Origin of the sequence: Methylobacterium sp. (genome assembly GCF_019745455.1) — a bacterium.
In the GTDB taxonomy this organism is placed as follows: domain Bacteria; phylum Pseudomonadota; class Alphaproteobacteria; order Rhizobiales; family Beijerinckiaceae; genus Methylobacterium.
In genome coordinates this window covers 32,797-47,485 of record NZ_JAIETD010000044.1, presented here as the reverse complement: position 1 = coordinate 47,485, position 14,689 = coordinate 32,797, and the positions used below count along the sequence as shown (strand labels likewise).

The window sequence follows — 14,689 nt, the reverse complement described above, 5'->3', positions numbered from 1 at the left end:
CGCTCGGCGCGGACGCGTCGTCTACATCGCTCTATGCCAAGTCCAAGGCCTTGGGAGAAGTGCAGGTCTTTTCCGCTTGCCCCGACGCCGTGGTGTTCCGACCCTCGATCGTGTTCGGGCCGGGCGACAGCTTCTTCAACCGCTTCGCGAGCCTCGCCCGCGCCCTTCCGGTGCTGCCGCTGGCCGGTGCGGAGACCAAGTTCCAGCCGGTCTTCGTCGGTGACGTCGCCGAGGCGATCGCCCGCGCCGTCGACGGACAGGTGTCCGGCGGCAAGGTCTACGAACTCGGCGGCCCCGAGATCGAGACCCTCGAGGGCCTCGTGCGCTACATGCTCGAGACGACGATGCGGCGCCGGGCGGTGGTGTCGCTGCCGCTGCCGGCAGCCCGGCTCCAGGCGCGCCTGCTCGAAGCCGTCGATACCCTGACCCTCGGGCTGCTGCCCGATTCGCTGAAACTGACTCGCGACCAGGTCACTCTGCTCCAGACCGACAACGTCGTGTCCGAGGCGGCGAAGGCGGAGAGCCGCACCATCGAGGCCCTCGGCATCACGCCGACCGCCGTGGAAGCCGTGGTGCCGGGCTATCTTTGGCGATTCCGCAAGGCCGGCCAGTTCACCACCGGCCGCGGCAGTGAAGCTCAGGCAGAGATCCCCGACACCTTGGCGGACGAACCGCTGGCGAGCGGCTCGCAGCACCGACCTGGCCGAGCCAGCGGCCCGGCGATCGGCCCTGACGCGGCAAGCCCGAGCCGGATGGGGACGCGCTGGGGAACGCGGGACTAAGCATCATTCCGCGAAGTGGTCCGCGGTTCGCGGATAAGAATGATGCGGCTTGCTGGGGTCTAGCGAAGCCGCCCCTGTGCCGCCGGTCCCGCGAGAAGGGCCTTCCGGCTCAGGCCCTTGTGGACATGGACCATGAGGGCGATGCCGAAGAGCGGCGTGAGCAGGTTGAGCACCGGCACCACCATCAGGCCCGCCAGCAGGGCGCCCGCGCTCATGGTGGTGAAGGAATGGTGGCGCCGCATCGCGCCCGCCTCGCCGAGGCCGCGGAACCGGGCCGCTGCGAGTTCGAAATACTCGCGCCCGAGCAGGTAGGTATTGGCGCCGAAGAAGGCGACGAGGTTCACGCCCGGCACGAAGATCAGGATCAGCGCCACGAAATTGACGAGGAGCGCCAGGCCGGCAAAGCGCAGGGTGTAGAGCATCGCCCGCCCCAACGGCATCGCAGTGCCGGGCGGGTCGCCCGGGAAGTCCGTCGCTTCGACGATGGCGGCGGCATCGTCGAGGAAATAGCCCGCCACGAGGATCGAGACCGCCGGCATCAGGTAGGCCAGCGCCACGAACAGGCCGGCACCGGCGAAGAAGAATGCGAGGGTGTCGAGGAACGGGTACTCCGCCGAAAGGTGGTGGTTGGCGAGGAACCAGGCGATGAGTCGTGTCAGCGCGAACCAGATCACGACGAGGATGCCGATCGTCAGCGCCAGCGACTTCCACAGGATCGCCCGCAGCGGCGGTGAGAACACCTGTCGGAGCGCAGCGAGGCAGGCCTGAAGCAGCATGAAGCGGACCCTCGAGCGGGGGGACGGATGCCCGCGTTAGGGTGCCATCTGGCGCCCCTCGCCGGCCGGAACAAGGCCGGTCCGACCCCATACGACGCTAAGCCGCCTCAGACGAGAAGCCGGTTTCCATTGCCACCGCCAGAGCGTTGACCGTTCGAGAGCCGCCCTCCATGAGCTGATTCATGACCCCAACACCTCCGCCGGTCGCGCATTCCCATTTCCGGCCGAGCGTAGCACCGCGGCTCGCACCCATCCTGCCCGATCCCGATGTCGTGGTGATCGGGGCGGGAGCCGCAGGCATCGCGGCGGCGCGGCGGCTCGTCGAGCGCGGCGTCTCCGTGGCTGTGCTTGAGGCGCGCGACCGCGTCGGCGGGCGGCTCGTCACGACGATGCTGCGCGGCCATGCGGTCGATCTCGGCGGACACTGGCTCCACGCCGGGCCGATCAATCCGCTCGTCCGACTCGCCGAGGCGCGCCGCGAGCCGCTGCGGGTGGCGGCGCAGGAGAGCCATCTCTGGGTCGGCCGTCGCCGGGCGAGGCGGGAGGAGGAGCGGGCCCTCGGCCGCGCCTTCGCCCTCGCCGACCGGGCCATGACGGAGCACGCGGCGCGGAATGGACCGGACCGTCCGGCGGCCAGCGTCATCCCGCCGGGGCTTGGACCCTGGGGCGAGCGGGTCGCCCTCGTCCACGGCCTGGTGTCGGGTCGGGCGCTGAGCGAGGTGTCGCTGCAGGATTTCCCCAGCATGGAGTACGGAGACAACCGCTTCATCGCCGGAGGCTATGGCGGCTACCTCGCCCGGCTGGCGCAGGGACTGCCGATCGCCCTCGATAGTCCGGTGCGCCGAATCGGCTGGAGCGAAGCCGGCGTCTCGGTTGAGACCTCGGGAGGCCGGACGACCCGGGCGAAGGCGGCGATCGTCACGCTGCCGATGATGGTGCTGCGGGACGAAAACCTGTTCGCCCAAGCCCTGCCCACCGCGCACCGGAACGCGATCGACGGCTTCTCGACCGGTATCTACGAGCATGCGGTTCTGCATTGGCCGTCCTGCCCGTTCCGTGGGCCTGACCGGCTCGCCAGCGTCGTCGGCGGCCGTCGCAAGCCGCCGGGCCTGCTCACCCGGATCGACGGCACGCCGTTCCATTTCTTCGAGATCGACGTTCATGGGGCCGCCGAGCTCGATGCGGCGCGGAGCGGGCCCGATGGTGTGCGGCGCCTCGTGCGCAGCGTCCTCGCGGAGCATTTCGGCTGCCGTGCTTTACATGATCTGGCGATTCCGGCGGTGAGCGAGTGGCGGCACGATCCGTGGTCGCGAGGCTCCTGGGCGGTGGTGCCTCCGGGCCATGCCGAAGCCCGGGCCCTTCTCCACCGGCCTGTCGAGGACCGGATCTGGTTCGCCGGCGAGGCGCTGTCGCGCCTGCAATGGGGGACCGCCGGCGGCGCCTACGAGGAGGGCAGCCGCGCGGCCGACGAGGTGGCCGCGCGCTTGAGTCGGGGGGCGGCCCTCAGGCCGCTTTGACGTTGGCGAGGAAGGTGCCGACTTCCCGTGTCAGGCTCTCGGAATGGCGAGAGAGCTCCTGGGCGGCGCTGAGCACCTGCGAGGCGGCCGCGCCGGTCTGACCGGCACCGTCTCGAACGCTCGAGATGTTGGTCGTCACCTGCTCGGTGCCGCGCGCGGCTTCCTGGACGTTGCGGGTGATCTCCTGCGTCGTGGCGCCCTGCTCCTCCATGGCAGCCGCGATCGAGGAGGCGTAGCTCGACATCTCGTCGATGATCCGGCTGATCGCCCCGATGTCGCTCACCGCCTCCTGGGTCGCGTTCTGGATCTCGGTGATACGCTCGCCGATCTCACTCGTCGCCTTGGAGGTCTGTCCGGCAAGTTCCTTCACTTCGGTGGCCACCACCGCGAACCCGCGACCCGCCTCCCCCGCACGCGCCGCCTCGATGGTGGCATTGAGCGCGAGCAAGTTGGTCTGTCCGGCGATGTCGGAGATGACCGACACGAAGGCGCTGATCCGCTCAGCGGTCGTGGCCAGACGGCGAACGGTGGCATCGGTGCGCTTGGCATTCTCGACGGCACGTCCCGCGATCTGGGCCGACTGGGAAACCTGATGCACGATCTCCTGGACCGACGCCGACATCTCCTCGCTCGCCGCCGCCACGGTCTGCACGTTGGCGGAGGTCTCCTCGGCGGCGCCAGCCACGATGACGGTCTGTTCGGTCGTCTGGGCGGCGATGCTGCTCATGGACTGTGCCGTGGCCTCCATCTCGGTGGAGGCGCCGGCGAGGCCCTGCGTCAGGGCAGAGACATTGTGCTCGAAGGTCTTGGTGATCTGGTCGAGCCGCTCGGCGCGACGCATCTTGGCGGCGTTCTCCACCTCCTGTTCGGCAGCAAGCCGGCGGGCGGTGAGGGCGTTGTCCTTGAACACCTGAAGCGCGCGCGCCAGAAGGCCGACCTCGTCCTTGCGCTCGGTGCCGGCCACGGTGATGTCCAGATCGCCACCGGCCAGACGCCCCATGGCGCCCGTCATCGCATGGAGCGGCCGGCTGACGCCGTAGAGCGCGATGGAAGCGAGGAGGCCGACCGCGAGAACGAGACCGACCACGGCCGTTACGACGAGTGTGGTCCTGGCGGAGGATGCAGTACGCGCGGCGTCGAGTTTGGCAGCCTGCAGATCTACGATGTTGATCTCGACTCGCTTGGCAACGCTCTCGGCGATCTTGGCGCGAGCCGGACGAACTTCGCCATTGGATATCGCGGCTGCGGCGTCGGTCTCGTTCTTGAGACCAAATGAGATCGAGCGGTCGGCTGCAGCGAAGAAGGCGATCAGGTCCGCCTTGATTCCCTCGTTCGAGGTGCGGCGCTGGGGCGTATCGGCCATGGCGATCAAGCGCTCGATGGAGGCCATCGCCTTCGCCTGTTGCTCCTTATAGCTCGCGAGCTGCTTCTGCATGGCCGCGGCATCAGTCTCGATAATGATGTTCTTCTCGTTGATCACCGCTGAATCGACGGCGACGTTCAACTGCAACGCCGTCACGGCGCGGGTCGCCTTGATGTCGATGACGGCTTCCGTGGTTTGTTCGAGAATGCCGAGGCTGGCATTGGCCATCCACACGAGGCCGGCAGCCACGGCGACGAGGATGAAGGCCGGAATGGCGAGCTTCGCCATCAGTGAAAGATTATTGAACGCGTGCACGATGTAGCCTCCTAACAAACTTATGTTTGTTTGACGCTAAAGTAGGCAATTTGAGTTAAAATCTGTTTAATATATTATACAATCGTCTGTAAATTTTGGGTCAAGACGCTGCGTCCGACCCAAGTCGATACCAAATATCTTGTGCTCTATGAAAACTTTGGGTTGTGTTCCAGGCACAAAGCTTGGGTCGAACGCCGTTTAGGGCTTCGAGATGCAGGGGTAGAATTTCGTCGAGCGGAAGCGGATCGACAGCTTGGCCCGAGCTGGTCAAAACCGTGGAAATGGCCGCTCGAAGTCCTCCGCCCTCCCGCCATGGGGAGGGTCTTGGGGCATAGCGGAACCCGCTCGGGCCACTCACCTCGCTCAGCCCGCCGTTGAAGTTGGGCCTCAATATTCCCAGAAGATCCGCTGCAGTTCCTTGCTGTCCTGCGTCTTCGTCAGCGCGACCGCGGCGAGGATCTTGGCCTTCTGCGGGTTGAGGTCGTGGGCGACGACCCAATCGTACTTGTCGTCGGGCTGCTCGGCGTTGCGTAGCACGAAGCCGTCGCCGACGCGGGACGAGCGGATGATCTGCACGCCCTTCCCGCGGATGTCCTTGAGCGTGTCGACCAGATAGCCGGCCACCGAGCCGTTGCCGGTACCGGCATGGATGATCGCCTTGGCGCCGCCCTCCACCGCAATCTTGTAGGGCGCAGGGCTCATGTTGCCCGAGCCGTAGACGATGGCGACCTCGGGAAGCGTCTCGATCGTGTCGATATCGAATTCGGAACTGGTGCCGTGGCGCTTGACCGGTGCGCGGAACCAATAGGTCTTGCCCTCGACCACCATGCCGAGGGGTCCCCATTGGCTGAAGAAGGCGGAAGGCTTGATGTTGACGCGCTTCGTCGTATCGCGGCCCGCCTGGATCTCGTCGTTCATGGTGAGGAGCACGCCCTTGGCCTTCGAGTCCTTGGCCGAGGCCACGACGACGGCGTCGAGGAGGTTGAGAGCGCCGTCGGCCGAGATCGCGGTGGATGGCCGCATCGAGGCGACCACGACGATGGGCTTGTCGGTCTTCACGACGAGGTCGAGGAAGTAGGCGGTCTCCTCCACCGTGTCGGTGCCATGCGTGATCACCACGCCGTCGACGTCGTCGCGTTTGACCAGCGCCGAGATCTGCTTGGCGAGTTGGACGAGCTGGACGTTCGTAAAGCTTTCCGAGGCGATCTGGAATGCCTGCTCGCCGCGCACTTCGGCCACCTGGGAGATCGCCGGCACGGCGGCAATGAGCTTGTCCACCGGCACCTTGGCGGCCTGGTAGGTGGCGCTGTTGGCGGCATCCGCGCCGGCCCCCGCGATGGTGCCTCCGGTGGCGACGATGACGATCCGGGGCTTGGTAGGCGCTGCCGCTGCCGTCGCGCCGGGCTTGGCCGGCTCGGGCCCCTGTAGGGCGAGCGCCGGGCTCGCGAGGGCGATGGTGACGAGGCTCGCCGCGGCGAGGTGTCGGAACGAAACGGCGGATGCCGGACGATGCATCGTGATCTCCTCAAGCGAGAGCGCCGGAATGGTGCCCTCTCCTATCCCGGGTGAGATCTGTCATGGGCGTGCGCCGGGTGCAAAGTCGCAAGCGCGACGTGAACGACGACCCGCGCGGGCAGCGACGGTCGTTTCAGCATTCGCCGGCTTTCTGGTATACCAACACAAGTCTTGGCTCAGACTTATTGCAACGCACCATCCATAATCGGCGCTGCGGGAAGATGAAGCGGAACCGTTCCTGTCCTATGATGCATTCAGGACCGGCTTGGTATTGGTCTTTGACGGTGCGGTGAAGAAATTTCACTGGACTTCGGCCCGTCCTACGGCAAGACAAAACGCTGGACAGCGATCCTGGAGGCGTCTGCCAGAAGCGGCGCCGACGCGACGAGGGCTTCTCGCCGATGAAGAAGAACAAGGTGATTTCCGCCGAGGAAGCGATCGCGCTGATTCGGCAGAACGATGTCGTCACCACCACCGGGTTCGTACAGAGCTGCATTCCCGAGGCGCTGCACGCCGCGCTCGAGAAGCGATTCGTCGAGACCGGCGCCCCGCGCGACCTCACCCTGATCATGACCGCGGGCGCGGGCGACAGCAAAGGCCTCGGCACCGGCCGCCTGCATCACGACGGTCTCCTGAAGCGGGTCATCGCCGCCAATTTCGGCCGGATGCCGAAGGTCGCCAAGGCCGCCCAGGAGAACAAGATCCTCGGCTACAACCTGCCCCAGGGCGTGATCTCGCAGCTTTACCGCGCCTGCGCCGCCGGCCAGCCCGGGCTGTTCTCCAAGGTCGGCCTTCAGACCTATGTCGACCCGCGCCACGGCGGCGCCAAGGTCAACACCGTGACCGAGGCCGACATCGTCAAGCTCGTCGAGGTCGATGGCGAGGAGTGGCTGTTCTACACCGCCACCAAGATCGACGTCGCCTTCATCCGCGGCACCTCGGCCGACCCCTCGGGCAACATCTCCTTCGAGAAGGAGGCGCTGACCCTCGACTGCCTCGCCCAGGCCATGGCGGCCCGCAACAACGGCGGCATCGTCATCGCGCAGGTCGAGCGCATCGTCGAGGACGGGTTCCTGCTGCCCAAGGACGTCAGGGTGCCGGGCATCCTCGTCGATTGCGTCGTGCTCGCCGAGCCCGAGATGCACCGGATGAATTACGGCGTGCAGCACGATGCGGCGCTCGCCGGCCAGATCCGCGTTCCTGTCGCCGGCATGAAGAAGATGTCGCTCGACGCCCGCAAGGTGATCGCCCGGCGCGCGGCCTTCGAGCTCCCGCCCAACGGGGTCGTCAATCTCGGCGTCGGCGCGCCCGAGGGTATCTCGGCGGTGGCCAACGAGGAGAAGGTCACCCCCTACATCACGCTGACCACCGAGGCCGGCGCAGTCGGCGGCGTCCTCGCCTCCGGTTCGAGCTTCGGCGCGGCGACCAACGCCGATTGCGTCATCGACCAGAACCAGATGTTCGACTTCTACGATGGCGGCGGGCTCGACATGACCTGCCTCGGCCTCGCCGAATGCGACCAGCACGGCAACGTCAACACCAGCATGTTCGGCGGCCGCCTCAACGGCTGCGGCGGCTTCATCAATATCAGCCAGAACGCCCGCTCCGTCGTCTTCGCCGGCACCTTCACGGTGGGCGGGCTCGAGACCGTGATCGAGGACGGACAGGTCAAGATCATCCAGGAAGGCCGCTCACAGAAGTTCCTGCCGGCCGTCGAGCAGATCACCTTCAGCGGCCCCTATGCCCAGAAGCGCTCGCAGCCGGTGATCTACGTGACCGAGCGCTGCGTCTTCCAGCTCACGGACGAGGGCCTGGAACTCATCGAGGTGGCGCCCGGCATCGAGATCGAGCGGGACATCCTGCCCCATATGGGCTTCACGCCGATCATCAAGCAGCCGGCGGTCATGGACCTGCGGATCTTCCGGGACGAGCCGATGGAGCTGCTCTCGGATCTCCTCAACCTCAACCTGCCGGAGCGGGTCAGCTACGACACCGAGCGCAACATCCTGTTCCTCAATCTCGAGGGCTGGCATTGCCGCGTGAAGAGCGACATCGACGATCTGCGCAAGGTGCTGGTCGATGCCTGCAAGAAGGCGGGCAAGCGGGTCAATTCGGTCGTCAACCACGACGGGTTCCGGATCAACGAGAACCTCTACGACGACTACGCGAGCATGATCCAATACCTCTCGGCGAACTACTACCTGACCACCACCCGCTACGCGACGAGCGCGTTCCTGCGCCTCAAGATGGAGGAGGCGCTGAGCCGCCGCGGCCTCGCCCCCCACGTCTTCGAGCGCAAGGAGGATGCGCAGGCCTTCCTCGAAAGCGCCGACCGCAAGGTCCGCCGCGCCTCGACGATCATTGCCTCGGCGGCTTGAGCCGAGTGCTTCCCTCCCCCTCGTGGGGAGAGCTATCGCATTTGAGGCATTACTTGCCGGAACACCTCCAGCCGTAACCCCGTCATCCGGGGCCGCGCAGCGGAGCCCGGGATCCAGAAACACAGGTGGTGCAAGGCTTTGCATCGTCTGCGGCTATGGATTGCACGCCTCCGGCGCGGCCCTCCGGGTCCGGGCTCGCCTGCGGCGCCCCGGAATGACGGGGCTTGGTCATGTGCGATCGCCCTGCACCCGGGGAGGGGAACTGGAGCTCAGGTGATCACGCTCGGCTCGGTACGGCCCGTGATCGCCGCGATGTCGGCGAGGCTTTCGGCGACGGCGACGACGGGCGCAAGCACCTCGGCGATCGGCAGTTCGAGCCGCTCGGGCGCCGATTCGTAGCGCTCGATATAGACCCGTAGCGTCGCCCCGGCGGTACCGGTGCCCGAGAGCCGGTAGACCACCCGCGCATCCTCGGCGAACACGATCCGCACACCCTGCCGCTCGGTGATCGAGCCGTCGACCGGGTCGACGTAGCGGAAATCGTCGGCGCTCTCGACCGTGAGGCCGCGAAAATGCTGGCCCGGCAGCGCGGGGAGCCTATCGCGCAGTGCCGCCATGAGGGCCTGCGCGGCGTCCGAATCGATCTCCTCGTAATCGTGGCGGGTGTAGAAGTCGCGCCCAAACTCGGCCCAATGCGCCCGCACGAGGGCGTCGGCACGGGAGCCGGTGGCGGCCAGGACGTTGAGCCAGAGCAGCACCGCCCAGAGCCCGTCCTTCTCGCGGACATGGTCCGAGCCGGTGCCGGCGCTCTCCTCGCCGCACAGGGTGATGAGGCCGGCATCGAGCAGGTTGCCGAAGAACTTCCAGCCCGTCGGGGTCTCGTAGGCCGGGATCTCGAGGGAGGCGGCGACGCGGTCGGCAGCCCGGCTGGTCGGCATCGAGCGGGCGATTCCGGAGAGGCCGCGGGCGTAGCCCGGCGCCCGGTGGGCGTGGGCGGCGAGAATCGCGAGGCTGTCGCTCGGCGTCACGAAAAGGCCCGGCGCCACGATCATGTTGCGGTCGCCGTCACCATCCGAGGCCGCTCCGAAATCGGGAGCATCGGGCCCGAGCATCAGCGCGTAGAGGTCGGCGGCGTGGACCGGGTTCGGGTCGGGATGGTGACCACCGAAATCGGGCAGCGGCACCGCATTCACGACGGTCCCGGCCGGTGCGCCGAGGGCGCCCTCGAGGATCGCCTTGGCGTAGGGGCCGGTCACCGCGCTCATCGCGTCGAAGCGCATGCGGAAACCCGAGGCGAACAGCCGGGCGATGGCGTCGAAATCGACGAGGCTCCGCATCAGGTCGAGATAGTCGGCGACCGGGTCGATCACCGTCACGGACATGTCGCCGAGCTGGGTCGTGCCGATCGTGTCGAGGTCGAGGTCGGGCACGTCGAGGATGCGGTAGCCGTCGAGCGCCTTGCTGCGCGCGTAGATCGCCTCCGTGACACTTTCAGGCGCCGGGCCGCCATTGGCCGCGTTGAACTTGATGCCGAAATCGCCGTTCGGACCGCCGGGATTGTGGCTCGCCGACAGCACGATGCCGCCGACCGCGCCGTGCTTGCGGATGACGCAGGACGCGGCGGGCGTCGAGAGCAGCCCGCCCTGCCCCACCAGCACCCTCCCGAAATCATTGGCAGCGGCAATCTTGAGCGTGGTCTGGACCACCTCGCGGTTGAGGAAGCGCCCGTCGCCGCCGAGCACCAGGGTCGCCCCCTCGTGCCCCGGAACGGTGTCGAGGATGGCCTGGACGAAGGTTTCGACGTAATGCGGCTGCTGGAAGATCGGGACCTTCTTGCGCAGGCCGGACGTACCGGGTTTCTGGTCGAGGAACGGGGCTGTAGTCACGTCTTTGACGACCATCGTCCGGATTCTCCTGATCGCGTCCGCTTACTGGCGGGCACGATGCGGTGGCCGCAGCCATTCCGCAAGGTGAGGTGAGCCGGCTCTGACGGGGACGATGAAACGAGCGCGTTTGTCCCTTGATCCGAGGTCCGACAGCGGACCGCTTGATGCCGGACTGCCGAAGCGGGCCAAAAAGGTTTCCTTCGGCAACAAACCGGCGTCGGAAGCATCCAGGATGTGCTGTTTGCATTCGGTTTTGGCTTGGCACATCGCGCCCTGAGAAACGACCGCAGACTGCGGAGCCGAGCTTTTCAGGTCTGCCGTGACCGCGGAAGGACGAGACGCCATACGATGGCGGGCATTTCTACTCGAGCGCCAGAAATGGCATACGGTACTTCTTTAGATTGCAAATCTCCTAGTCGGGATGCCGTAGATTCTCCGCCGACCGAGAGCAGGAGACTCGTCTTAAGACAAGACAACTGCCAGATAAGAGAAGCAAAACCTGGCGATCGGCCTGAACGATCTGAGTTATGACAGGCCAATGGTAGCTGCAACACCTTGCCGGGAAGCGTCTGCAGAGCTTTAGCGATCGTTCCTTTTGACGAAATCAGACTGAAGACGTGGGCTGTGAAATGAGGGACTTGGCCATTCAGCGCAATGGTCGAGATGTCCGGACCGCCTGCATCCGTTCAAAGAACAACCGAAACAACGGTATCATCCGAATGACTTAGAGAGACAGCTTTTGAGCATATCGATAAAAATTTGAACTTGTCAATAATCCAGATGGCTATCCCCAATCCGCATCAGATCTATGCCAAGCAGGGAGATTGTAATGGACGTCATTGTTGTTGACAATACGCTTGATGTCGGTGAGAATTACAGGAATGTTCGATACCAGACACTTACAGACTTGCTTGAGCATCACTCTTTTAAAGGTCATGTGCTTTAGTTTTTTCAGTCTTTGCTTCTTGGATTGGTTGATCCGCTTTGATTGAGGCAAGCCGAGCGCGAGCATGCAACGTCCATATTGAGAATAAAGTATGTGAAAGAGTGGAACCGAAATCGGTTGTTAAAGGTTTTGGGGCCGCTCAGAACTTTTGCACCGCGAAACGCAGCGAAAATTCCTTTTTCCGAAGGGCGTGAGCAAAGCACGATTTGGTAGAACAATAGCGATTGTCGTCGAACCCGTCTTCAGAACAACGATAAACGTCAAATAGGGAAGAAACATCGTCAGCCAGTGCACCAAGGTTTGCGGTGCACTTGTCTTCTGTGTTGCTGATGGGATCGGTTCATGATGTTTCCAGATCAGGGCGCTCACCCGCCCCGGGACGCGAGCGCGCCAGACAATCCCACCCTCCGATCGCTGATCGATCGTGCCATCTGCGACGAAAGACTCCGGATCAGCCGCGACCTTCATGATCATACGGCACAATACGCAACGATCTTGAAGCTTCGGCTACAGCGAGTCATGTCGTCTTCCACGGAGGCAATTTTTCTCGAAGAAATCAATAAGGCGATCAGAGATGTCGATATATTGATCGATGGTCTACGCGATATTGTCGATGAACTACGCAGCCCCTCAGTACACGATCAAGATTTTGCAAATAATTTAAAAACCTCTATTGGAGAGTGGAGTATAGATTATGGTATACCGGCTGATATTCAGATCGATCCACCCGATCTAAACATCAGATGCAGCCTTGCTCGCACCTTACTCCACATTGCGAGAGAGGCGTTGATCAACATCAAAAACCATGCCCGCCACGTCTCGCATGTCACTGTAACTTTGCAGTGCAGCGACGATGATGTCACGTTGACGATAGAAGACGATGGCGTAGGCTTCGACCCGCAGGATACGCCGCCATTGGGCGACGGCACTCGCCGGCGAGGTCTGGGCCTCGTCGGAATGCGCGAGCGCCTCGCCTCGGTGGGAGGCAGCATGGAGGTCACATCCCAACCCGGATCGGGCACGAGAATCAGGGCGCGAGTATCCATGGGGGGCTCCTCGACATGACCGCACGTTCCGAAAAGCCAATCCGAGTCGTCCTCAGCGACGATCACCCCTTGTTCCTGGAGGGTGTACGGTCACTTCTCGAGATCGCCTCAGATATCGACATTGTCGGCGAAGCCAATTCCGGCGCCCGGGCCTTGAGACTGATCACGGATTTGAAGCCCGACGTGGCGGTTCTCGACATCTCGATGCCGAGCAGCAACGGCATTTCGGTCACGAAGCAGTTGGTCGCGGCAGGGTCCCCCACGCGTGTGGTCATCCTGAGTTTCCATGACGACCGCACCTTCGTGCGGGAAGCCCTCGATGCGGGCGCCCGCGGCTACGTGCTGAAGCGCTCGGCGGGCGAGAACCTGTTGCAGGCGATCCGGTCGACCTATGGGGGCGGGCTTTATCTCGACCCGGCCATCACCGAGCAGCTCCTGCCGCCGGCCGATTCGACGAAGCGGCGAAGCGACCGGAACGGAGGTCTGGCGCAGACCCTCACGGATCGCGAGCGCGAGGTCATCCGGCTCATTGCCCTCGGGTTCACCAACAAGGAGGTCGCCGGCAAGCTCGGCGTCACGGCCAAATCGGTCGAGACCTACAAGCTTCGTGCGAGCGAGAAGCTCGAACTCCATACGCGGACGAAAATCGTTCAATACGCCGTTCTGCAGGGCTGGTTTCGCGAATTGCCGTGCTGACCGCCTGACCGGCCAGGCTCAAGAGATTTCCTCCTCCGGCCGAGGGGGAACGTCCGTGCGGCGCGCCGGATCGCGGAAGGAACTCAGCCATAGCGCCTTGGCGATCACGCCCATGCCATAGCCGCCCTGAAGGGCAACCACCGCCACCACGATGGCGAGGGGCATCGGCGCCGGAACGGCAAAACCGTAGAGGGACAGGAAGAACGGCAGCGCAGCGGCGGCGGCTGTCAGGACGATGACGGCGACCAGCAAGGGCAGTCTGGCGAATCCGCTGAGGACGGCACCGGCGCAGACGAGGCATACCGAGAAGACGAGCATCGCGTGCCTTTGATCGTAATTCGCCGCTCGACCCCGTCGGCGAACCCGGAAGATTCGATCCGGAAGATCGAGGCATCCCGAATGGGAGGTCACGCTCCGATCGGCTCCCCCCACCGGCTGCGACTGCCGAGGAGGGGCGCGGTCTTTATCCTACACTGTCCGCAGTAGTGGTGTGGCCGGATGTCGGTCAGGGAAATCCTGACTCGGCACCGACGAGTCCTGACGGCGCTTTGTGCAATGCACCGTCGTCATTCAGTCTGACCAGTGATAGTTAATATTTAGTTAACGAAAGCAGACGCGTGTCCGCGATCTGACAAAGCCGGCAATCCATATCACGTAAACTTGGCCATTCGTTCGGCATGAGCCGGCGACTTCAATCGGCTGCGCTGCACTGCACAGCATTGGATTAATGCGAAAAGTCCCGCGCCGCATGGCGTTTTCCTTGATTGGAGGTTCTCATGCTGATGAATAGTTCGGCTGAAGGGTCATCCGCCACGACTGTCGCGGCCTTGGCGGTGGGGGAACCTCGCCGGACCGCCGCTGCCCTGCGGGTCAAACGAAGCCTCGACGTCACCGTGGCGATCTCGGCGCTGATCCTCCTCAGCGTCCTGCTCCTGATGATCGCGGCGGCCATTCTGATCATGGAGGGGCGGCCGATCATGATCCGACACCGGCGCATCGGGAAGGACGGCGTCGATTTCGACTGCCTGAAGTTCCGGACCATGGTCAACGACGCCGACGCCGTGCTGGTGCGGCACCTTGCGAGCGATGCGGGCGCGATGCTCGAGTGGCAGGCGAGCCGGAAACTCAAGAACGATCCCCGCGTCACTCCGATCGGGCGTGTCCTACGGGAGACGAGCATCGATGAACTGCCCCAGCTCATCAACATCCTTCGTGGCGATATGAGCCTCGTCGGACCGCGACCGATCGTGATCGCCGAGGTTCCGAAATACGGCTCCGCCATCGCGGAGTACAAGGCTGTCCGTCCTGGCCTGACCGGCCTCTGGCAATGCAGCGGCCGCAACGACGTCGGCTACGACCGCCGGGTCCTCCTCGACAGCCATTACGTCCGCACATGGTCAATCAGTCGGGATCTCGCGATCATCGCGAAGACCATCCCGGCGGTCCTGCGCGCCCGCGGCGTCTATTGA

General features: G+C 64.4%; 11 protein-coding genes. 6 read left to right on the top strand and 5 right to left on the bottom strand.

The window, feature by feature from the left end:
• The coding region (locus K2Y56_RS11045; protein ID WP_292507433.1) for a sugar nucleotide-binding protein at positions 1–782 on the top strand (782 nt) is incomplete at its 5' end.
• A 59-nt stretch (positions 783–841) separates the two neighbouring features.
• On the opposite strand, the gene K2Y56_RS11040 is transcribed toward K2Y56_RS11045, so the two are convergent.
• Positions 842–1,558 (bottom strand): sulfate transporter family protein, encoded by a 717-nt coding sequence (locus tag K2Y56_RS11040; protein ID WP_292507432.1) that lies wholly within the window; start codon positions 1,556–1,558, stop codon positions 842–844.
• A 182-nt stretch (positions 1,559–1,740) separates the two neighbouring features.
• Here K2Y56_RS11040 and K2Y56_RS11035 point away from each other — a divergent pair, with 182 nt between their 5' ends.
• Positions 1,741–3,075: an NAD(P)/FAD-dependent oxidoreductase gene (locus tag K2Y56_RS11035; protein WP_292507431.1), complete on the top strand. Its 1,335-nt coding sequence runs from the start codon at positions 1,741–1,743 to the stop codon at positions 3,073–3,075.
• Here the strand turns inward: K2Y56_RS11035 and K2Y56_RS11030 are convergent.
• A complete protein-coding gene (locus K2Y56_RS11030; RefSeq protein ID WP_292507430.1) occupies positions 3,062–4,753 on the bottom strand; it encodes a methyl-accepting chemotaxis protein in 1,692 nt (563 codons plus the stop codon). The genes K2Y56_RS11035 and K2Y56_RS11030 overlap by 14 nt on opposite strands.
• A gap of 387 nt (positions 4,754–5,140) precedes the next feature.
• Positions 5,141–6,268 (bottom strand): type II asparaginase, encoded by a 1,128-nt coding sequence (locus K2Y56_RS11025; protein WP_292507429.1) that lies wholly within the window; start codon positions 6,266–6,268, stop codon positions 5,141–5,143.
• A 401-nt stretch (positions 6,269–6,669) separates the two neighbouring features.
• Here K2Y56_RS11025 and K2Y56_RS11020 point away from each other — a divergent pair, with 401 nt between their 5' ends.
• Entirely contained in the window at positions 6,670–8,646 is a 1,977-nt protein-coding gene (locus K2Y56_RS11020) for a CoA-transferase (protein ID WP_292507428.1), read from the top strand.
• A 269-nt stretch (positions 8,647–8,915) separates the two neighbouring features.
• On the opposite strand, the gene K2Y56_RS11015 is transcribed toward K2Y56_RS11020, so the two are convergent.
• Entirely contained in the window at positions 8,916–10,547 is a 1,632-nt protein-coding gene (locus K2Y56_RS11015) for an alpha-D-glucose phosphate-specific phosphoglucomutase (RefSeq protein WP_292507427.1), read from the bottom strand.
• A 1,273-nt stretch (positions 10,548–11,820) separates the two neighbouring features.
• On the opposite strand from K2Y56_RS11015, the gene K2Y56_RS11010 reads away from it, so the two are divergent.
• Both K2Y56_RS11010 and K2Y56_RS11005 read left to right on the top strand, forming a co-directional pair.
• Positions 11,821–12,543, top strand: a complete 723-nt coding sequence (locus K2Y56_RS11010; RefSeq protein WP_292507426.1) for an ATP-binding protein — start codon at positions 11,821–11,823, stop codon at positions 12,541–12,543.
• Positions 12,540–13,220 carry a response regulator transcription factor gene (locus K2Y56_RS11005; RefSeq protein WP_292507425.1) on the top strand — a complete coding sequence of 227 codons (681 nt, stop codon included), beginning with the start codon at positions 12,540–12,542 and terminating at the stop codon, positions 13,218–13,220. Before K2Y56_RS11010 ends, K2Y56_RS11005 begins: the two co-directional genes overlap by 4 nt.
• Positions 13,221–13,238: 18 nt before the next feature.
• Here K2Y56_RS11005 and K2Y56_RS11000 read toward each other — a convergent pair whose 3' ends face one another.
• Positions 13,239–13,538, bottom strand: coding sequence for a hypothetical protein (locus K2Y56_RS11000; protein ID WP_292507424.1), 300 nt, complete (start codon positions 13,536–13,538; stop codon positions 13,239–13,241).
• A gap of 458 nt (positions 13,539–13,996) precedes the next feature.
• On the opposite strand from K2Y56_RS11000, the gene K2Y56_RS10995 reads away from it, so the two are divergent.
• Positions 13,997–14,689 carry a sugar transferase gene (locus K2Y56_RS10995; RefSeq protein ID WP_292507423.1) on the top strand — a complete coding sequence of 231 codons (693 nt, stop codon included), beginning with the start codon at positions 13,997–13,999 and terminating at the stop codon, positions 14,687–14,689.

What these genes read in the sequence shown, in the direction of transcription:
- K2Y56_RS10995 (WP_292507423.1), top strand. Translation starts at nt 13,997, where the DNA reads ATGCTGATGAATAGTTCGGCTGAAGGGTCATCCGCCACGACTGTCGCG.
- K2Y56_RS11005 (WP_292507425.1), top strand. Translation starts at nt 12,540, where the DNA reads ATGACCGCACGTTCCGAAAAGCCAATCCGAGTCGTCCTCAGCGACGAT.
- K2Y56_RS11015 (WP_292507427.1), bottom strand. Translation starts at nt 10,547, where the DNA reads ATGGTCGTCAAAGACGTGACTACAGCCCCGTTCCTCGACCAGAAACCC.
- K2Y56_RS11025 (WP_292507429.1), bottom strand. Translation starts at nt 6,268, where the DNA reads ATGCATCGTCCGGCATCCGCCGTTTCGTTCCGACACCTCGCCGCGGCG.
- K2Y56_RS11000 (WP_292507424.1), bottom strand. Translation starts at nt 13,538, where the DNA reads ATGCTCGTCTTCTCGGTATGCCTCGTCTGCGCCGGTGCCGTCCTCAGC.
- K2Y56_RS11020 (WP_292507428.1), top strand. Translation starts at nt 6,670, where the DNA reads ATGAAGAAGAACAAGGTGATTTCCGCCGAGGAAGCGATCGCGCTGATT.
- K2Y56_RS11010 (WP_292507426.1), top strand. Translation starts at nt 11,821, where the DNA reads ATGATGTTTCCAGATCAGGGCGCTCACCCGCCCCGGGACGCGAGCGCG.
- K2Y56_RS11040 (WP_292507432.1), bottom strand. Translation starts at nt 1,558, where the DNA reads ATGCTGCTTCAGGCCTGCCTCGCTGCGCTCCGACAGGTGTTCTCACCG.
- K2Y56_RS11035 (WP_292507431.1), top strand. Translation starts at nt 1,741, where the DNA reads ATGACCCCAACACCTCCGCCGGTCGCGCATTCCCATTTCCGGCCGAGC.